Source organism: Leucobacter denitrificans (assembly GCF_014396385.1).
GTDB lineage: Bacteria > Actinomycetota > Actinomycetes > Actinomycetales > Microbacteriaceae > Leucobacter > Leucobacter denitrificans.
On record NZ_CP060716.1, the window covers coordinates 147,839 to 166,095 of the forward strand.

22 protein-coding genes and 1 pseudogene are annotated in these 18,257 nt (G+C 58.4%); 11 read left to right on the plus strand and 12 right to left on the minus strand.

Translation table 11 applies throughout. From position 1 onward, the window contains the following. Positions 1-37 precede the first annotated feature (37 nt). Genes H9L06_RS00685 through H9L06_RS00705 form a run of 5 tightly spaced genes read right to left on the minus strand, consistent with a single transcriptional unit; the run spans position 38 to position 4,418 of the window. The gene (locus tag H9L06_RS00685) at positions 38-706 is read right to left on the minus strand and encodes a class I SAM-dependent methyltransferase (protein WP_017791815.1); all 669 of its coding nucleotides are present in this window, start codon (positions 704-706) and stop codon (positions 38-40) included. Further along, positions 703-1,608 (minus strand): NADP-dependent oxidoreductase, encoded by a 906-nt coding sequence (locus H9L06_RS00690; RefSeq protein ID WP_187555411.1) that lies wholly within the window; start codon positions 1,606-1,608, stop codon positions 703-705. The genes H9L06_RS00685 and H9L06_RS00690 overlap by 4 nt, the downstream gene beginning before the upstream one ends. 35 nt (positions 1,609-1,643) lie before the next feature. Beyond that, entirely contained in the window at positions 1,644-2,075 is a 432-nt protein-coding gene (locus H9L06_RS00695; protein ID WP_187555412.1) for a cupin domain-containing protein, read from the minus strand. Between the two features lie 15 nt (positions 2,076-2,090). Then, complete coding sequence (locus H9L06_RS00700) at positions 2,091-4,130, minus strand: heavy metal translocating P-type ATPase (RefSeq protein ID WP_187555413.1); 2,040 nt, start codon at positions 4,128-4,130, stop codon at positions 2,091-2,093. 51 nt (positions 4,131-4,181) lie between these two features. After that, the gene (locus tag H9L06_RS00705) at positions 4,182-4,418 is read right to left on the minus strand and encodes a heavy-metal-associated domain-containing protein (RefSeq protein ID WP_017791819.1); all 237 of its coding nucleotides are present in this window, start codon (positions 4,416-4,418) and stop codon (positions 4,182-4,184) included. A 269-nt stretch (positions 4,419-4,687) separates the two neighbouring features. On the opposite strand from H9L06_RS00705, the gene H9L06_RS12005 reads away from it, so the two are divergent. Continuing rightward, positions 4,688-4,801 carry a hypothetical protein gene (locus H9L06_RS12005; RefSeq protein ID WP_425489991.1) on the plus strand — a complete coding sequence of 38 codons (114 nt, stop codon included), beginning with the start codon at positions 4,688-4,690 and terminating at the stop codon, positions 4,799-4,801. A gap of 107 nt (positions 4,802-4,908) precedes the next feature. After that, positions 4,909-5,307, plus strand: coding sequence for a helix-turn-helix domain-containing protein (locus tag H9L06_RS11665; protein ID WP_246454422.1), 399 nt, complete (start codon positions 4,909-4,911; stop codon positions 5,305-5,307). A 303-nt stretch (positions 5,308-5,610) separates the two neighbouring features. Here H9L06_RS11665 and H9L06_RS00720 read toward each other — a convergent pair whose 3' ends face one another. From H9L06_RS00720 to H9L06_RS00730, 3 genes are read right to left on the minus strand one after another with little or no spacing between them, the layout of a single operon-like run. Beyond that, positions 5,611-6,069, minus strand: coding sequence for a GNAT family N-acetyltransferase (locus H9L06_RS00720; protein ID WP_187555414.1), 459 nt, complete (start codon positions 6,067-6,069; stop codon positions 5,611-5,613). Then, positions 6,066-6,248, minus strand: coding sequence for a hypothetical protein (locus tag H9L06_RS00725; RefSeq protein WP_187555415.1), 183 nt, complete (start codon positions 6,246-6,248; stop codon positions 6,066-6,068). The genes H9L06_RS00720 and H9L06_RS00725 overlap by 4 nt, the downstream gene beginning before the upstream one ends. Continuing rightward, positions 6,245-6,535 (minus strand): MerR family transcriptional regulator, encoded by a 291-nt coding sequence (locus H9L06_RS00730; RefSeq protein ID WP_187555416.1) that lies wholly within the window; start codon positions 6,533-6,535, stop codon positions 6,245-6,247. Before H9L06_RS00730 ends, H9L06_RS00725 begins: the two co-directional genes overlap by 4 nt. 105 nt (positions 6,536-6,640) lie before the next feature. On the opposite strand from H9L06_RS00730, the gene H9L06_RS00735 reads away from it, so the two are divergent. Continuing rightward, positions 6,641-7,069 (plus strand): Hsp20/alpha crystallin family protein, encoded by a 429-nt coding sequence (locus H9L06_RS00735; protein ID WP_187555417.1) that lies wholly within the window; start codon positions 6,641-6,643, stop codon positions 7,067-7,069. Positions 7,070-7,733: 664 nt separating this feature from the next. Beyond that, complete coding sequence (locus H9L06_RS11670; protein ID WP_246454423.1) at positions 7,734-8,096, plus strand: helix-turn-helix domain-containing protein; 363 nt, start codon at positions 7,734-7,736, stop codon at positions 8,094-8,096. A 235-nt stretch (positions 8,097-8,331) separates the two neighbouring features. On the opposite strand, the gene H9L06_RS00745 is transcribed toward H9L06_RS11670, so the two are convergent. Then, positions 8,332-8,679 (minus strand): hypothetical protein, encoded by a 348-nt coding sequence (locus H9L06_RS00745; RefSeq protein WP_187555418.1) that lies wholly within the window; start codon positions 8,677-8,679, stop codon positions 8,332-8,334. A 148-nt stretch (positions 8,680-8,827) separates the two neighbouring features. On the opposite strand from H9L06_RS00745, the gene H9L06_RS00750 reads away from it, so the two are divergent. The 4 genes from H9L06_RS00750 (at position 8,828) to H9L06_RS00765 (ending at position 12,724) form a co-directional block, all read left to right on the plus strand. After that, positions 8,828-9,970, plus strand: a complete 1,143-nt coding sequence (locus tag H9L06_RS00750) for an ABC transporter permease (RefSeq protein ID WP_187555419.1) — start codon at positions 8,828-8,830, stop codon at positions 9,968-9,970. Next, on the plus strand, positions 9,970-10,689 hold the full coding sequence (locus H9L06_RS00755; RefSeq protein WP_187555420.1) for an ABC transporter ATP-binding protein: 720 nt from the start codon (positions 9,970-9,972) through the stop codon (positions 10,687-10,689). The genes H9L06_RS00750 and H9L06_RS00755 overlap by 1 nt, the downstream gene beginning before the upstream one ends. A gap of 69 nt (positions 10,690-10,758) precedes the next feature. Beyond that, positions 10,759-11,430: a TetR/AcrR family transcriptional regulator gene (locus H9L06_RS00760; RefSeq protein WP_187555421.1), complete on the plus strand. Its 672-nt coding sequence runs from the start codon at positions 10,759-10,761 to the stop codon at positions 11,428-11,430. Positions 11,431-11,482: 52 nt separating this feature from the next. Continuing rightward, complete coding sequence (locus tag H9L06_RS00765) at positions 11,483-12,724, plus strand: IS1249 family transposase (RefSeq protein ID WP_187555422.1); 1,242 nt, start codon at positions 11,483-11,485, stop codon at positions 12,722-12,724. Positions 12,725-12,783: 59 nt separating this feature from the next. Here the strand turns inward: H9L06_RS00765 and H9L06_RS00770 are convergent. Beyond that, a protein-coding gene (locus H9L06_RS00770; protein ID WP_382336680.1) for an IS3 family transposase occupies positions 12,784-13,961 on the minus strand; the annotation gives its coding sequence in 2 pieces (ribosomal slippage) (positions 12,784-13,679 and positions 13,679-13,961; 1,179 coding nt in all). A 65-nt stretch (positions 13,962-14,026) separates the two neighbouring features. Between H9L06_RS00770 and H9L06_RS11675 the strand changes: the two are divergent. Together H9L06_RS11675 and H9L06_RS11885 are read left to right on the plus strand one after the other, a co-directional pair. Beyond that, a pseudogene (locus tag H9L06_RS11675) lies at positions 14,027-14,332 on the plus strand (integrase core domain-containing protein); the annotation flags it as partial. 393 nt (positions 14,333-14,725) lie between these two features. Next, on the plus strand, positions 14,726-14,860 hold the full coding sequence (locus H9L06_RS11885; protein ID WP_281381628.1) for a hypothetical protein: 135 nt from the start codon (positions 14,726-14,728) through the stop codon (positions 14,858-14,860). A 183-nt stretch (positions 14,861-15,043) separates the two neighbouring features. Here the strand turns inward: H9L06_RS11885 and H9L06_RS00780 are convergent, their stop codons facing one another. Both H9L06_RS00780 and H9L06_RS00785 read right to left on the minus strand, forming a co-directional pair. Continuing rightward, a complete protein-coding gene (locus tag H9L06_RS00780; protein ID WP_187555424.1) occupies positions 15,044-16,192 on the minus strand; it encodes a thiolase family protein in 1,149 nt (382 codons plus the stop codon). Continuing rightward, positions 16,189-16,611, minus strand: coding sequence for a Zn-ribbon domain-containing OB-fold protein (locus tag H9L06_RS00785; protein WP_187555425.1), 423 nt, complete (start codon positions 16,609-16,611; stop codon positions 16,189-16,191). Before H9L06_RS00785 ends, H9L06_RS00780 begins: the two co-directional genes overlap by 4 nt. Positions 16,612-16,794: 183 nt before the next feature. On the opposite strand from H9L06_RS00785, the gene H9L06_RS00790 reads away from it, so the two are divergent. Then, positions 16,795-18,018, plus strand: coding sequence for a CaiB/BaiF CoA transferase family protein (locus H9L06_RS00790; RefSeq protein WP_187555426.1), 1,224 nt, complete (start codon positions 16,795-16,797; stop codon positions 18,016-18,018). Positions 18,019-18,257 lie beyond the last annotated feature (239 nt).

Below are 18,257 nucleotides of genomic sequence, written 5' to 3' on the forward strand. Positions count from 1 at the left end.
CTTCTAGTATGGCGACTCGTGGCACAACACACGCGCTTCAGCTGAAGCCAGGGGTGGCGCGTGCAGTGATGTACGCGTGTGGCGTCCGCGGGTTCGAGCGCTGCCCGATCACCTCGAACCCGGCGTGGGTGAGGGCTTCGACCATTTTGTTCATCGGCCACCGGTATGCGGCGGCGATCGGATGGTCGAATGCCTCTAGCCGCGGCCCCGCGAAAAAGGACATCAGCAGCGATCCGCCGTCACCCAGCCGAGTGCGCAGTGTTGCGAGCGCGTGTAGGAGCTCTTCTGAGCTCATGTGAATGGTCGAATACCAGGCGAGGATCCCGCCCCAGCGGGTCTCGCAACGGGCGAGATCTTCGATGGAATCGTGATGGAACACAACCGCGGGATGTCTGGCTCGGGCAATCGTGATGAGGCGATCCGATGGCTCGAGCCCTTCCACCGTGTGTCCGAGGCGTGCGAGGTGACCGGTCCAACGCCCGGTACCCGCGCCGACATCAAGAATGGGGCCATCGACTGCCGCGGCCCACGGCTCGATGACCGCACGGTCAGGGTCATCCGGTGAGATCTCGGCGCCGAGAATGCCCTCGATATCAACCTCAGGCGACCCGTATGCATCGGCCACCCGGTTTATTGAGGCCACAGGATCAGACGTCCGTGCTGCTGTGAATACGGCGTCCGTCGGTGCCTCAGGCCGCTGGGTCATGGTTCGATGATCACTTTGCCGGCAGTGTGCCCAGCCTCCACCATGGCGACGGCCTCCGCAGCCCGATCGAGACTGTACCGGTCCGTCACCTGCGGGTCGACGAGACCGTACTGGGCGACGCCGGTGACCTTCTCGAGCCCTTCACGCGTGCGCACCACCGCTACGCCACCGAGTTGCTGCACGGTGGTCGGGTCTGCGGTACTGATGATGACGCTCGGGTTTTTGGCGACGACCGCGAGATCACGAAGCGCCTGCCCACCGACCAGGTCGATGAGCACATCAACACCCTCCGGCGCGATGGCACGCACCCGGTCAGCCGCACCCTCCCCGGAGGCAACGAACGTCGCACCGGTCGACTCCACCAGTTCCTGCTTCGCTGCACTGGCCACACCGATGACCGTGAACTTGTGCACATTGCCGATCTGCGCCGCCATCAGCCCGACCCCACCTCCGGCGCCAAGAATCAGCATCGTCTGACCAGGTTCCAGCTCGATCTGATGCGTCACGTCATACGCAGTCGCCCCTGCGACAGGCAGTGCTGCAGCGTCAGCAAAGGAAAGCTCTTCGGGCTTCTGGACAGTTTGTGCCGCATCCAACACCGTGTGCTTCGCGAACGTTCCCTGTCCTTTGGCCGCGAGGCCGAGCACCATGTCACCGACAGCGAAGTTCTCGACCTCTGCGCCTACGGCGGTGACGACACCGGAGGCCTCTCGGCCCATCGGTGCGGGAAGCGGCCAGTGGGAGTCCGTCTGCCCCGCACGGATCTTCCAGTCAGCAGGGTTCACCCCGGCCGCTTTCACTTCGATCGCGAGCTCTCCAGGCCCAGGCGCCGGAGCGGGGCGTTCAACGAGTTCCTGCGTCTCGGGGCCGCCATAGGCGGCGAAGACCAGCGCTTTCGACATTATTGACTTCTCCTCATTCTCCAGGTGAGTGACACTTACGTGGTTGCCTGTGGTGGAGCGTCTTCACCCGAAGCCTCTGCCGCATCAGCGAGTTCCTTCGTGGCATACTCCGCGTCAATTGCGTGCTCCGGAGGTGAATAGACGGTGTAGAGCACCAAAGGCTCATCGCCAGTGTTGCGGAAGTTGTGGCGAGTACCGGCCGGGACAGCGCACAGGTCGCCAGCATCAACGGTGTGCGTCTCGCCGTCAAGGTCGGCCTCTCCGCTGCCCGACACAAAACTCAGCAACTGGTCGGTGGTGTCATGCACCTCGTCGCCGACCTCCCCGCCCACCGGAATCGTCATCGCAACGAGTTGGGAATGCTTTCCCGTCCAGAGCACCTGACGAAAATTCATGTTTGCTTTCGCGACCTCGTCGATGATGAAGTGCGTCGCCTTCTCGCCGACGCTGAACTGGTTCTCACTCATGTGTGTGGTCCTTGCTCAAGATGGAAGTTCGGATGAACTCTGGGCCGTGGCTGGTTCGACCGGGCGGCCTGTTTCATGTGCGGCTCGGGCGCGTTCACTCCTCGACAACGCAGTGGCTCCTTGGGTGTTGCGCAGCAGGCGCATCGCGTTGAGGATTACGATGAGCACCGATCCCTCGTGCACGAGCATGCCGATAGCCATCGTGACACCCCCTGCGAAGACCCCGACGAGCAGCACGACAACGGTGATGAGCGCGATCCAGATGTTCTGGCGCATGACGTTCACGGTGCGTTTGGCGAGGCCAATTGCTTCGGGCAGTTTCAAGAGGTTGTCGCCCATCAGGGCAATGTCTGCCGTCTCCACGGCCACCGCTGAGCCCGCTGCACCCATGGCAACACCAATGTCGGCGGTCGCGAGGGCCGGGGCGTCGTTCACGCCGTCGCCCACCATCGCGACCGTGTGCCCCTCGCGCTGCAAACGCGCGACAGCGTCGAGCTTGTCCTCGGGTAGCAACGAAGCATGGATCTCATCGATACCGACCGCCTCACCGATGGCTTCGGCGACAAGGCGCGTATCTCCGGTGAGCATCACCACCTTCCGCACCCCGCCAGCGTGCAAGCGCCTGATCATCTCGGGGGCATCCTCGCGGATCGTATCTGCGACACCGATTACGCCAAGCACGCTCTCATCGACCGCGACAATCATGGGGGTCTTGCCTGCCGCCGCCAGTTTGTTCGCAGCCACAGCCGCCCCCGCGTCGTTCACGATCCCGTACTGTTCGAGCAGCGGCACGTTACCGATGAGTACCCGCTTGCCGTGAGCGTCGGCCACGATCCCCTTGCCCACGACCGGTGTGACCGATCCCGGAAGATCCTCGGGGGCCACTCCTTCTTCTCGTGCGGTGTCGAGGATCGGGCGGGCAAGTGGGTGCTCGGACCCTGCTTCTGCGGCGGCTGCCCAGCGAAGCACCTCGCGCCGATCCGCTTCAGGATTGAGCACAACGATGTCGGTGAGTACCGGGCGGCCCTCGGTGAGAGTCCCCGTCTTATCGACTGCGACGGCCGAGATCTTGGCCGAGGTTTCGAGGTACTCGCCGCCCTTGATGAGAATCCCGTTGCGGGCCGAGCGGCCGATTCCCGCTACGATCGCCACGGGAATCGAGATGACGAGCGCGCCCGGGCAACCGATCACGAGCAACGTGAGGCCGAGCACTACGTCACCAGAGATGAGGCCCGCCGCAAGCGCGAGTACCATCACCGCGGGCGTGTACCACTCCGAGAATCGGTCGATGAATGCCTGCGTTTTCGCTTTCGCATCCTGCGCTTCTTCGACACGGTGAATGATGCGCGCGAGCGTCGTGTCGGCTCCGATGCCGGTCGCCATGACCTGTAGGAATCCGCCCCGCGAGATCGTGCCTGCAAACACGTGATCTGACTTCGTCTTTTCGACCGGGATCGACTCACCCGTGATCGATGCCTCGTCGATCGCTCCGGTGCCTGACACGACCTGCCCGTCGACGGGAACTTTCGCTCCGTTTTTTACGAGCACGATCTCGCCCATGTGCACCTGATGTGCGGCGATCTCGACCTGCTCACCGTCGCGCATCACGACTGCAACGTCGGGGGCCACTGCGACCAACTCAGCGAGCGCTGCACGGGTCTTGTTCATCGTGCCGGCTTCGAGTGCGTGACCGATCGCGAAGAGGAACGTCACGGCGGCAGCTTCCCAGAAGTTGCCGATGAGTGTCGCGCCGATCGCTGCAATCGATACGAGCAGGTCGATACTGATGAACTTTACGAGCAGTGCCCGGACGGCCTTCACGACGATTCCGTACCCCGCGACAATTGCTGCGGCGAGCATGAACGCGTTCGCAAGGGTAAACACATGACCAGAACCGTGGGCGTGTTCGCCAGCGTCGATCCACCAATGCGGACCGACCGTGACGTTCCAGCTGCCGCCGAAGAGCTTTTCGACGCCGAACGACACGAGAATGAGGAGGCCCGAGACAACGGGAATGAACCAGTTGCCATACCGCCACTTACGGAACGCGTTCACGAATGTGCCGCCTTTCGAATTGGTGAACTTAGTGCGTGAGGAGCCGTTTGGCTAGAACGCGGAGGCCTTCGACTTATAGCCGGCCTTATCGACAGCAGCAATGAGATCGTCGACGGAACTTCTTGTCTCATCGTGGTCGATCTCAACGCGACCCGAGGCGAAGTGCACCGTCACGTTCTCGACGCCATCGAGCTTGCCGACCTGCTTCTCGATCTTGGTCACGCACGACGGGCACGAGAAACCCTCGGCGCGCAGCAGAGTGTGGGTGGTGTCAGTAGCGTTCGCCATGATGAGTCCTTTCGCTTCACCCCGAAACGGGGATCGACCAGGAGGTTCCTGGCCTTCACGACCCAGACTATTGTGTTGACAGAGCCTCAGCCTTGACCTAGATCAAGTCGTGTTCGGAGCTCCTCTCTGTGGCTCACCAGCTACTTGGGTGCTGTGAGTCGCTTCTTGGTTGATATGCTGGGCGCCATGAAGGTCTACAAGACCGAACTGATCCGTCAGCAAGGCCCTGGCGGACGGTCGAGCAGGTCGAGCTTGCGACCCTCGAATACGTGTGGTGGTGGAACCATGAGCGGCTCCACGGGGAACTCGATATGCGTACTCCGATCGAGGTCGAACAGGCGTACTACGTTGAAACCGAGACGCTTCTGTCACCGACCGGCTGACAGGGAAATAGCCCCTGACTCAGGCAACTAAACACCTGATCAGAGGCTACTTTCTCTCAGGGTCCCTGCGTAGAGAGTTCTCAAACCCCACTCCGAGACTAACGTCGTTGATTTCTCGCTGGAAACGTGGGGTGTACCGGGTATCGGAGCGGGTCGATGGCGCACCGATTCACGACGTTCGAGGGCCTGTCGTCAGGAGGATTGGGAAACCTCAAACCTTTCTCACTCCCGCTGAAGTTGATCGCCTGGTCGATGATTACCTCACTGGTTTCAGCGTCGGATACCTAGCTCAAAAGTATGGTGTGCACCGCGCGACAGTTTCGAAGCACCTTACCCGCAACAACGTCGTGCGCCGCCAGCACGGGCTCACGACCGAAGAGGCTGCAGAGGCATTGAAGCTGTATGGTGGCGGAATCTCGATGCGCGCGATCGCCCGCACGCTCGGTGTCGGCCGCAAGCAAGTGCGTGTGACACTGATGGCCGCAGGCTCACTGACGAGCCGATGATCTCGCGGGTTGTATCGAAGCAACTTCGAATGTCGGTACTGAGCCGTAGGATTGCGAACTAGGTGCCATTGAGAGAAATAGCTATGAGTTTTGATTCACCTATGCGAACCTAAGGACCGGGTACACCTGCCCCGGATAGAGAAAATCCCCGCAAGAGAAATCACTGGCCAATTGGCGCTTCATCGCCCCACTGGGACTCCTCATCACGCTCGCGGGCGGTGCTCTTCTCCTGTCCCAACACACACGCGCCTGAACACGTAAGGACCACCGGAGTGAGAGAGGTCCGCTGAGGTGTTGAGCATTTTATTGTTCGAGTCGGATTTGGGCGATGACCTCACCGTACTCGGTCTCACCGATGGGTTCAAACCCGACAGCACGGAAGAATCGCTCCGGCCCGGCCTCCCCAGCTTCGTACATGACATTCACGTAGTCGAATCCTCGGCGATGAGCCTCGTCAAGTAGATGCTGTATCGCGAACCGTCCAATTCCTCGGGCTTGGTCATCGGCTTCAACATTGATCCGCCAAAGCACTGAACGGAACTCCTCGCGCACTGCTTCCGGGTCGAAGTTCGCGCTAATGAACGCGACCACTCGATCATCTTCGAGTACGACACGCTGCCAAAAGGTTCTGGGGTCGGCAACGGCGCTCGCGAGCCCGTAACTGACTGGGGCGAGGAACTCTTCTTGCCCTTCCTTGAGGAGCATCTGGTTAACTGCGAGGATCGTTGCGGGAGAAAGTTCCTCGATTCTCAGGTTCATCATTGTGCCTCCTGTTCAGGGTCATCCACAGGGACAGGTATCTGTTGGTCAATCCAATCAGCCTCGTTCACAAGGGCTGGAGCGGTATCACAGTGCTCGAACGCTTCGACCGCGACACTTTGGTCTATCGGGGTGAGTTGATCTAACCGATCAGCTTCTGGCACTTCGCGTTTCTCTGTCATTTGTGGTCCCTCCTTACGTTTCGTAAACGTTCGTTTTCGTCCTGCAAGTTAAGCACCATGGCGATACCTGCGAGGTTTACCCCGTCCCGCAGCAGCACGATCACCCTGTCAATACGATCAAGGTCTCTTTTGCTATACCTGCGCGTACCGCCGGCTGTGCGGGCAGGAGCAACAAGCCCACGGCTTTCGTACATGCGAAGCGTCTGCACACCGACACCCAGAAGTTCTGCCGCAACAGAAATCCCGTACACCGGCAGGCTGTACTGCTTGTCGCTCTCACCACTCACTGTTCTCCACCCACTTGCATCGAGTTAAATGACATGCTATAACAAATCTAAATCGGTTGCCATAGATTGTGGGGTGGCCGAGACAACAGATGAAAGGAGAACACCATGTATCTGCGTACTGATCCGTTCCGTGAGTTTGATCGTCTTACTCAGCGAGTCTTTGGTGGGCAGGGGACGTCCGAACAGCCCACTGTGATGCCGATGGATGCGTGGCGTAAGAACGATAACTTTTACGTCGAGTTCGACCTGCCTGGTGTCAAGGAAGAGAGCATCGAGCTTGATGTGGAACGTAATGTTGTCACGATCAAGGCAGAACGACCCGCATTGGATACCGATATTGAACGACTCGCCTCAGAGCGGCCGCGAGGGTTCTTTACCCGGCAGCTCGTGCTCGGAGACAATCTCGATACGGAACGTATCGAGGCGAACCTTGACGGTGGCGTACTGACGCTGGTCATCCCGGTCGCTGAATCCGCGAAGCCCCGCAAGATCGAAGTCGGCAAAGGCGGATCACACAAAGCAATCGCCTCATAACCTCACAAGAAAGCGCCCCATGGTGGCACAGTTGAACCGCGCACCTTCCCCGCCCCTGCTTGGGTGGCCTCCACACAGGCAAGGGCGGGCGTGGGGTTGTGATATCAGGGACATCACAATCGAAACGCACCACCACCAGAGCTTCATGGGTCGGGATTGCCCCAGCCCTCGACGCCCGGTGCGAGAAGTGCTCCTCCAAAACATCCAGATCATTACCTTGGCTGTCATGAGAGCACTGTCCCTGCGCATCTACGATGCCGGTGCCGGTGCCGATGAAGCTTACGAAGCACTACACAGTCGGGTGCGCGCGAGCAACAGGTTCTAGCACTCGAAACACTTGTATGGCGTTTTGGGAGATCTGCTTGGCGATGTGCGATCACAGCGGCAGAAACTGGACCAGCTCGCAACGGCTCACGCATCCAACCGGTCACTGGCATTCGATAACGGCTGGCCGAATTGCCTGGCAAACCACGCCTTGCAACATAACCCTTGAGCGGGGCGGCAGAGCTGATCAATAAGGGAGAGGTTCAAACCGAATCAAGCGCACTTACTCTTGTTCAAGGTTTGAACCTCTCCCATTTCCGGGTCCCTGCGTAGACAGTTCTCAAACCCCAGCCCGAAGCTGAAATCCTTGATTTCCTGCTGGAAGCGAGGGATGTACCGTGTGTCCCAGCGGGTCGTTAACGACCCAATTCAAGACGTGCGAGGGCCCTGTGTCAGGAGGAATGAGAAACCTCAAACCTTCCTCACCTCTGCCGAAGTAGACCGCCTGGTCGATGACTACCTCGCTGGTCTTAGCGTCGGATATCTTGCACAGAAATATGGGGTGCATCGTGCGACAGTCTCGAAGCACCTCACCCGAAACAACGTTGGTCGTCGCCAACGCGGACTCACAATTGACGAAATCGCTGAAGCCGTGAAGCTTCACGGAGGCGGCATCTCTATGCGCGCAATCGCACTCACGCTTGGAGTCGACCGAAAGCAGGTGCGGGCATCGCTCGTCGCCGCGGGCGCATTGTCTACTTAGTGCTGAGACTTCACCGCTCAAGCATTTGTCTGTGGGGCAATAGGCGATCGCGTATCGGCGGTTCTCGAAGTATCACGCTCGGGAGTGCAGAGTCACATTTCGACAAAGTTATCTTGGCGCATGTTGCACTAAGAGCCCCCGCCTGCCGGGGAACGAGTCGTGTAGCCATCTCGGACAGTCACACGCATGCTGAAGTTCAGCGAGGGGAAGTAGGAGCTGTGGCTACCAGTGGTTCCTACCAGAAAACAGCAAGCCCGACGTTGATCAGGGCCAGGCCGCCCACCGCGTGCGCGATCCCGGTGGGAACGGTTTGACCGCGCTTCACCTTCCGCCGACCAATCCAGGCCGCCACGAGGATCACGATAAGCAACACCAGTTTCACCGTGATTTTGATGTGATTGACGTCGGTATCGCCCATCGACGCCAGACCCACAAGCAACACGCCGGTAATGAGCTGCACCCATGCACCGATGAACTGAAAGAGACCCACGGATGGTTTCTTGAACGTTGCGAGCCACCCTCCGACGAGCGCGGCTGCTCCGAGGATGTGAAAAAAGACCAGGGTGGCGTGAAGAAGATCCATACCGATCAGCTTATGGTGGTCGATCTGTCGTTGCCGCCATCTGCCCCATAAGGGGCGGGGATTCTCGGTGACCTTTCAGGTTTATCGACATAGTGTTGACATGTTTTCGACCCTGTGTCGGCAAGATGAAACGATCCGGAAGGAAGTCATGTTTCTTGCAATCCGCGAACTGAAGTTTGCGCGAGGACGGTTTGGGCTGATGGGTGCTGTTGTGTCACTCATCGCCATCCTGATGGTGCTGCTGTCTGGTCTGTCCTCGGGCCTGGTCAACGATGGTGTCTCAGGCCTGAAGTCGCTGCCAGTCACGGCGTTTGCTTTCGACGAGGGCACGAAGACCGACAATGCGTTTTCTCGCTCGGTGGTAGACGTTGAACAGGTTGACGCGTGGAAGTCACAGCCAGGTGTCAAGCATGCTGACCCCGTCGGCGCTGGGATGACAAACGCCACCACCGACAATGGCACGCAGATTGACCTGTCGCTCTTCGGCATCGAACCCGACTCCTTCCTCAACCCAGCGGTCTCTGAGGGCGAGCAGCTCTCTGGCCTCGCTGGAATCGTCGTATCTGAGACCGCGAAAGGTGACGGACTCGAACTCGGCACAATCATCACCCTCGATCGCCTCGACACCGAACTCGAGGTCATCGGCTTCACCGAGGGCCAGGCGACGTTCGGGCACGTCGACATGGCGTACCTCAACCTCGATACGTGGAGATTGATTGCATCGGGTGCGGCGCAGCCTGGTACCCCTTCTCAGGCGCAAGTCGACGCGCTCGACTTCGATGTCGCGAGCGTGGTGGCACTGCAGGCCGACGACGGCGAGGAGATCGACGTGCTTGCTGGTGATCTAGCGGCTGGCACAACAACGGTCGATCTGAAGGAGTCCTTTAACTCGTCGCCGGGGTACGAGGCAGAGACCCTCACTCTCAGCATGATCCAGGTGTTTCTCTACGGGATCTGTGCACTGGTCGTAGGCGCATTCTTCACGGTGTGGACCATTCAGCGTCAGCACGAGCTGGCAGTGCTCCGCGCTGTCGGTGCCTCGGGCCGGTACCTGCTCCGTGACTCGTTGACGCAGGCGGCAATCCTACTTCTCGGCTTTACAGCGCTCGGCGTGGCGGCCGGTGTGGCTCTCGGTTCAGCTATGCCTGATGGGATGCCATTCGCGCTTGAAGCAGAGCCTATTCTCACCTCTTCAATCATCACTATTGTTCTGGGTCTTGTAGGTGCCGCTGTCGCGGTGCTTCGCATCATCCGCATCGACCCAAATACTGCCCTGGGAGGTCAGCGATAATGGCGACAGAACACGCAATCAAGTCAGCACTTTCACTGCGCAGCGTCACGGTCGAACTGGGAGACGGTGACAGCAAAGTGCGCCCCCTCGACCACGTCGACTTCGAAGTTGCCAGCGGCGAGTTCGTTGGTGTCGTCGGCCCATCAGGCGCTGGGAAATCCTCTTTGCTCGCAGTCGCCGGAGCACTCCTGCAGGCAGACTCGGGAACTGTCGAAGTGTTGGGGCAAGACCTGTCGAAGATCGGTCGCTCTCAGGGGAAACTCGCAAAGTTCCGGCTCCGTAATATCGGCTTCGTCTTCCAATCAGGAAACCTCATCCCGGCGCTGAATTCTGCGGATCAGCTGCGCCTAGTAAACAAACTTTCTGGAGGCCCTACCTCGTTCGACCCGCTACCACTCCTCGACGCAGTCGGCATGGCACACAAAGCGAAGAACCTTCCCGGGCAGCTATCCGGCGGAGAACGCCAGCGTGTGGGAATCGCACGCGCATTTGTCACGAACCCAGGCCTGCTGCTCGTTGACGAGCCGACGTCGGCACTTGATCGTTCACGTAGTCAGCAGATTGTGGCGCTCCTTGCTGAGCAGAGCCACGAACGAGGGGTTGCGACCATTATGGTGACGCATGATCATGACGTGATTGGTCACTGTGACCGCGTGGTAGAGATGGTCGACGGACGCCTAAGCGCGTTTGAAACGAATGTGGCTGCGAGCGCCCACTAACCCTATCTCCAGAAACCGAGGTGTATGTTCAAGGACAGACACCATGTGTGGAAAGAGGAGGCGATCGCAGTGCCCAAAATTAGTGCAGCCACGATCGTGCAACACCGCGCTCAACAAGAGCGCCTCATTCTTGATGCAGCGCACGCGATTCTCGAAGAAACTGGCGATGTCACAAGCATGCGGGAAGTTGCTGAGCGAGCGGGTCTCGCGAGATCTAGTGTCTACCACTACTTCGGTTCCCGTGAGGCGCTCCTCAACGCGCTCGTACAAGATGTGTTCCCGAAGTGGACCGAGCGTGTCACGAACGCGATGGCCGCCGAGCCCGAACCCAGCGGACGAATCATTGCCTATGCGCTGGCCAACGTGCAGCTCGTCGAGGAAGGGGCGCACGCCGTCGGCTCCGCACTCGCCGCCCTCTCACCCGGCGAAGCTCTCAACGAACAAGCCACACAGATGCATCGTGCAATACAAGAGCCATTGATTGAGACCCTTACCGAACTCGGCGTACAAAACCCTGAGGGGCTCGGTGAGCTTATCAACTCGGTAATACACGCCTCCACACGATTGTTGGAGTCGGGGCAGCAACCTGAGCAAGTGTATGCCGGGCTTACCGCAGTTATCGGGCCGATGGCACGCGAGATGCAATCGCAGAAGGTCCAGGAGATCAAGGGCGCCCAGGCTGCCGAGGTGGCTCTGGATTGGGCTTATAGGCCAGAACGTGTGGATGGGAACCCGATCTAGCCGCGGAATCACGCAGTAAAACCGGGATCGTCATGCTCCGGCACGCTTAACTGTGCCGAACCCTTCGAATACGACCCGTTGCCTGCTATGCGAGACCCAACTCGTCAAGAACGGACGAACCGCCGCAGGTACCCAGCGCTGGAAATGCCCGCAGTGCGGCGCTTCGAGCAGCCGTAAGCGCGATGACGTGACCCGCAAAGCCCAGCTCAACCAATTCCTCGACTGGCTCCTCGGAAAACATCGTCAATCCGAGATCGATGGCAACCAGACCGGTCGATCATTTCGCCGCCGAACCGCATGGTGCTGGGAACTGCGCCCCCGCATTCCCGCGACTGGAGAGATTCATGACGTGGTCCAGGTCGACGGCTTCAACCTCCGTTCTGGGTGGTGTGTCCTCACTGCGAGATTGCGCGGCAAAGTCATTGCCTACCAGTGGTGCGCACGCGAGTCCCAGGCTGCTTGGGGTGCACTCTTTCAGCGACTGCCCGCCCCGACCGTGGTGGTGTGCGACGGCGGCCCCGGCATGCACGCAGCACTCAAAGAGCAGTGGCCCAATACCCGGGTGCAACGCTGCCTTGTTCACCTGCAACGCAACGTCCGCAAATATGTCACCACCAGATCGAAAACCATTGCAGGCAAGGCGTTATGGGGGCTCGCGCTGAAACTCACCCGAGTGAAGACCCCCGATGATGCAGAGGAGTGGATGCGGCTCCTCCTTGGCTGGGAGGCCGAGTCTCTGCACCTCACGAAAGAACGCACCTACCGGAAGCACGCCGACGAGGTGCCGTCGTGGGCCAGGCCCGGACAGACCTGGTGGTACACACATCAGCGGCTCCGCTCCGGGCACCAAGTACTACGCCGAGTGATCCGAGCTGGGCACCTCTTCACGTTCCTCGACCCGCGACTGGCCACACTGCAGGTACCGTCATCGACGAAGGGATCGAGGGCGGCACCAACGCGCAGATGCGGCTCTTACTCCTCCATCACCACGGCATGCCCGAGACGCATCAACGGCGTGCGATCGAGTGGTGGCTCTACCTCCACTCAGAACACCCAGACCCGGGAAGAGTGGCCACTGATCAGCAGCGGCAACCATCGAGACCTCTCCGCCCACAACAACGCGAACCGGATCCCGGGCCCATGCTCTACGACACCGCGCTCAGCGCCGACGAAGGACTCTGGCTCCGTCAAGGATGGGCCGGCCGAGGGTGACACGCCCAACGCTATCCACACGTTCTGGCCTATACCCCCAGACTGGCGAGGTCATCGCGGAATACACCATCGACCCACGTAAGGATTACCAGCGAGCGAAACGTTGAGGGTCTGCTGAAGCTTTACTTGACTCGGGTTTCTTTACGCCGCGAGTGCGACGCTGCTTACATTAACAACTTCAAACTCGACCGGGGTCAACTTCCCTAACCCACGCTGGCGACGCTTGCGATGATATTTCCCCTCAATCCACGCCACGATCGCGAGACGAAGCTCCAGTCTCGTTTCCCACACCTTCCGGTCGAGCACATTTTTCTGCAGGAGCGAGAAGAAACTTTCCATCGCCGCGTTGTCGCCCGCCGCCCCGACACGCCCCATCGACCCCTGCAACTGGTGCCTGGTGAGCGCGTGTTGGAAGCTCTGCGAACGAAATTGACCGCCCCTGTCCGAATGCACAATCGTGCCTTGGGGATACCCGCGCTGCTCGACCGCGTTCTCTAACGCAGTCACAGCAAGGGCCGCTTGCATTCGGTCACCGATCGAGTAGCCCACGATCCGGTTCGACCACACGTCTTTCACCGCGCAGAGATAGAGTCTGCCTTCTTTCGTCCACTGCTCCGTAATATCCGTAAGCCACAACAAGTTCGGCTGCTCCGCGGTGAACTCACGCTCGACCAGATCGTCACCCACCGGCGCGCCAGCACGGGCGTTACGGGCCTTGCGTTTCGTGATTACCGAACGGATGCCGGCGACATGGCACAGCCGCCACACACGCCGTTCTGACACTTCGTAGCCCAGATCGAGGAGCTCGTCGGCGAGGAAACGGTACCCGAACTCGGGGTCTTCCGCATGAATCTCGCGTAACACCTCGATGAGATGTTGCTCCTCGAGTTCACGCTTGGAATGGGGCCGTTTCACCCACTGGTAGTACGCCTGTTTCGTAAATCCCAGCACCCTGCACGCCACCGCGACAGGCACCCTGATCGGGGCACCTACTGCAGCCATCTCTCGGACGAGCGGGAACACTATTTTGGGGGCGTGATATGAATCTGCGACAGATACGCGGCCGCCCGACGCAACACCTCGTTCTCTTGTTCCAGGAGGCGGTTACGTTTGATCAGTTCACGAATCTGAGCATCTTCCTCTCGCGTCACTTCGGCCGCGAGGGGCAGGCCACGATCAGCTCGGTCGGCATCGGTCACCCATTTTGAGAGCGCTGATTTCGAGATTCCGAGGTCTTTGCAGATCTGTGACTGGGTCGCGCCTTGTCTGACGAGCGCGACGGCGTCTTTTCTGAACTCTTCCGAGTATTTAGCCATGATCCATATCCTCCCAGCCAGTCCCTCAGAACTGGCGGACAAGAGTCAATCAAAGCTTCAGCAGACCCTACACCTCTGCCGAGTTCGCAGACGCTGCGAGACTGATGGATATTAGGCTCTCGACAGGAAGAACCGGGGTGTGTTGGGACAACGCCGTAGCCGAGAGCTGGTTTGCGTCGTTAAAGAACGAGCACTGGCACCACCACTCGTATGCGACACGTGCCAGGGCAAGGCTTGCGGTTGCTGAATATATTGAAGTGTTCTACAACCGTAAACGCCGTCATTCAACGCTCGGGTATCGCACCCCTGCATCTGTGATGGGCGCGTTCTTCGACCGTGTGCTACCAGTAGCTGATGATCAGCAAGCTGCGTAACCATCTGTAACTGAATCAATAATTAAGCGTTCTCACGTCTACAAAACTTGACACAGCCCACGTCTTCCGAGGGACCAGACGTTTTTAGAGGGAGATGACGCCGCTTCGAGATATGGATCTCTCATCGCTAAAGCTAACGTCGACGTACGGGGGTGTGCTCTCGCTCTCTGAACCGGATAAATATCCTGTGGCAACCGTTCTCAACTACATAGGCGTATCGCATCAGGGCACCGACCTGGGCGGGATGTTCCAAGGCGTAGGAGCATGGAGTGAAGTTTCTTTTGATGCGGTATGGGGTTTTCTGTGTTTTTCTCGGCGAGCTGGCCATCCTTACACCACCGGTCGGGATGATATCGTTCATCATGCACAAACTGGTAGTCCCCCGAGGTAAACATGGGTCAGAAGATTACGCTCGGCAACGTCTTCGCCTCCGTGAGCTGGTTCATTCCCATGGCCATAGTCGCGTGTCTCGTGCTGATATTCCTTCCGGACATTGCTTTATGGCTACCGAACATGATGGACGGGTAAGGTTCGTACACTTTTGGCAGGGGATTGAGCTAGCGTGAAATTCTGGCGAATGCTTGCTTTCGGTCCTGTCATGAATAGGGCCCGATAAGGAAAAGCAGGGGGTGAGCGCGATTTGCGATCGCGCTCACCCCCTGCTTGGGTCTCTTGCTGAATGGGATCGTGTTGTGTTCAGCAGGCCAATCGCTAATCAGTCACGAGCACCAGAGAAGCACTCTGGGGGCCGAAGGCGTTTGAAACTACAGCTACCTGTGCCCCTTCGACTTGACGCTCGCCGAGTTGCCCACGCAGTTGCTGCGTCGCTTCAGCAAGGAAACCGAGCCCATGGAGTCGGCCCTCAGCGAGTTGCCCACCACTAGTATTCATGGGCAACGAGCCACCGGGGCCAATGGTTTTACCCCCATCAACCCAATCTCCAAACTCACCGATTCCGCAGAAACCGAGAGCTTCAACCCAGGACATGGCTATGTGAGTGAATCCATCGTAAATTTCGGCGACGTCGACGTCATCTACCGTAACGCTTGAGCGTTCCCAAAGTTTTCGTGCGCTGTCACGCGTGCCACCAAACAAGAGATCGTCAGGGAATGTCCAATCGGGTCGCGAGCCGGTGCCGTGTGATGAAGCATCGATGAATACAGGTTTTTGCTTCAGATCCTTCGCGCGCTCCTCAGTCGTGATCAGCACTGCAACAGCGCCGCTGCCAGGATAATCGCAATCGAGAAGTCGGAGCGGTTCAGCCACATATCGAGCCGATAGATAGTCGTCCATGGTGATCGGATCGCGAAGCATTGCGCGTTCGTTCATAGCTGACCATTTCCGAGCGTTCACAGCAATCGCGCCGTAGTCTTCTTCGCGAATGCCATACTCGAATTTACGACGTTGCTTTCGCATTCCCATGACCGGGAGAACAGCCCCGGCTGCTCCGTATGGAAGGAGATATTGAGCGGCACCCTCGGCAGGAGGGAACTGTGTTTGCCCACTCATTTGACCCCATTCACGGGTGATAGCGCGAATGACCAGGGCCACTTCACAATGACCGCTTGCTACCGCCATTTCTGCTTGGATCACAGCCGAAAGGGCGGAGGCACCGGTTGCAGCGAAATCTCCGAAATCTGAAAGGCTCTCGATGCCGAGGAGGCGTTGAAAATCGACGGCGGCCTCACCCGTCGAGCCGGGGTACTCGTAGATGCCGTCGATATCTTGGATATCGATGCCGGAGTCAGCTACGGCGGCTTTGACTGCATCCACCGCGAGTACCCGAGCCTGCAGACCAAGCTCGCGACTGATCTGAGAGTAACCGACTCCGACAACTGCTGTTTTGCGACCGAAACTCATGCTGCAACCTCCTGCTGGCTGGGACGGAATTGTGGGAGGCTGTACTCTCCTCGTTCTTCGAACACTACTTCGACAGCCATGCCGATGGTAATATCTTCAGGGTTTGCCTCAAGGATGTTGGTCAGAATACGGATACCCGGATAATCATCAAGCTCCACGAGTGCGAGCACTAAGGGTAAGTCCTCGACGAATGCGGGATGGAATGCTTGATGAAGCACTGAAAATGAATATACCGTCCCAGTGCCGGCAACGGGGACCGGAATGGGGTCAGTGTCGATATCGAAACGTTCCGCTCGATCATTTGGAGGAAACTGAACGAAATCGGTTCCTTCAAAACCCTGAATGACAAGTTCGCCTTTTCGAGCGTGTTCCCAATAGAAAGCACTAGCCGTACTTGGAACAGGTGCTGGTTTTTCCATAGCTCACCTCACTGTGATTAGTAATACTTGTAAGAGACATAAAGGAGTGTACTATCGATTCGTGTCTAGTACTGACTCGACTCTCGTAAGCCTTATGGTATACCATGCAGGGAAGGCTTATTCTTCGCTCTTTTATTACGGGTAAGTGGGTAATGAGGGCCACAGACACAGTGAGGTGGATTAATGGGAAATATTCTTGAAGGCGTAAAGATTGTGGAGCTTGCTTCATGGACGTTCGTGCCAAGCGCAGGTGTTGCGTTAGCAGACTGGGGCGCAGACGTGGTCAAGGTCGAGGATACTCGGGGCGGCGACCCGGGTCGCGCCTTGGTGGTGGGGGGCCTCACTAGGGAGAAATCTCGCACGGGCCAGGACTTCATGCTGGAACTGGGAAATCGCGGGAAGCGGAGCGTCGGACTCAACCTGAAAAGCGAGGAGGGCCTCGCAATTTTCAAGAAGCTCGTCTCCGAAGCAGATGTATTTCTCACCAACTGGCTTCCGGCTGTACTTGAGAGAGCGAAGATCGACCTAGATGAACTGCGTGCGGCAAACCCGAGGCTGATTGTTGCGCAGGGCACAGGGCAAGGTACCGAAGGGCCGGACGCAAGCGCGCCGGGCTTTGACGCGACGGCCTATTTTGCGCGGAGCGGCTACTCGTTCTCGCTCAGTGCACCTGATTCAATTATGCCCTTCCGCCAGACCCCGGCACTTGGAGACCTTCCCGCGGGCCTCACCCTTGCCGGGGGTGTTCTGGGTGCCTTGTACCACCGTGAGCGCACCGGTGAGGCACTTCCTGTCGAGGTCTCATTGCTGGCGCAGGCAATGTGGACGATCGCGCCCGACATCACAGCGGCAGATTTCTTCGAAGACGTTGATCTCGTGCCGAAGCCTCCACTCGGAGTCGGGTTTAACGCTGTAGGCCATCCCTACAAGACATCCGATGATCGTTGGATTCAACTGATGTTTCTGCAGCCGGACAAGAACTGGGGAGAGTTTATACGGCGGGTGGGTCTGCCTGAGCTCGCAGAGGATGAACGTTTTACTCCGGCACAGAATCTCTTCAAAAATAGCCAAGAACTTACAGATATTCTTACTGCCCACTTTGCGGCAAAACCATATGATTACTGGGTCGAGACGCTTAAAGATGAGACCGGCGCGTGGAGCCCAATCAAGTCCCCCAAAGAAGTTCTTGATGACCCACAGACCGAAGCAAACGGCTATTTCATCCAAAACACGTCTGAAAACGGGATACAGTACCGCCAGGTAGCGCCCCCGATCCGTTTCAACAAGGAAACGCCGGCAGCATCTAGTGCACCTGAGTACGCTGAGCATACCGAGCAGGTGCTCTTAGAACTCGGCTACGACTGGCCGGAAATTATCAGCGCGAAGGACAACGGAGTGGTTTCTTAAACACTTCTGTAAGAACTCCGACGGTTCAGGTACAAACCTTGACCGTCGGAGTTCTTACGTTCGGGTGTAACAGTCACGAATGCATACCTGTCGAGCCGATCGCGGCATGTCATAACGAGCGCAACGAAGCGAGGTTTAATATTGAGTTCCCATTCTGTAAATGCTCTGGGTAGTCCATCCAATCATGACTCTAGATCCGAGCTTGAAGGGTACACGCCCTGGGCACTCTTCGGAATGAC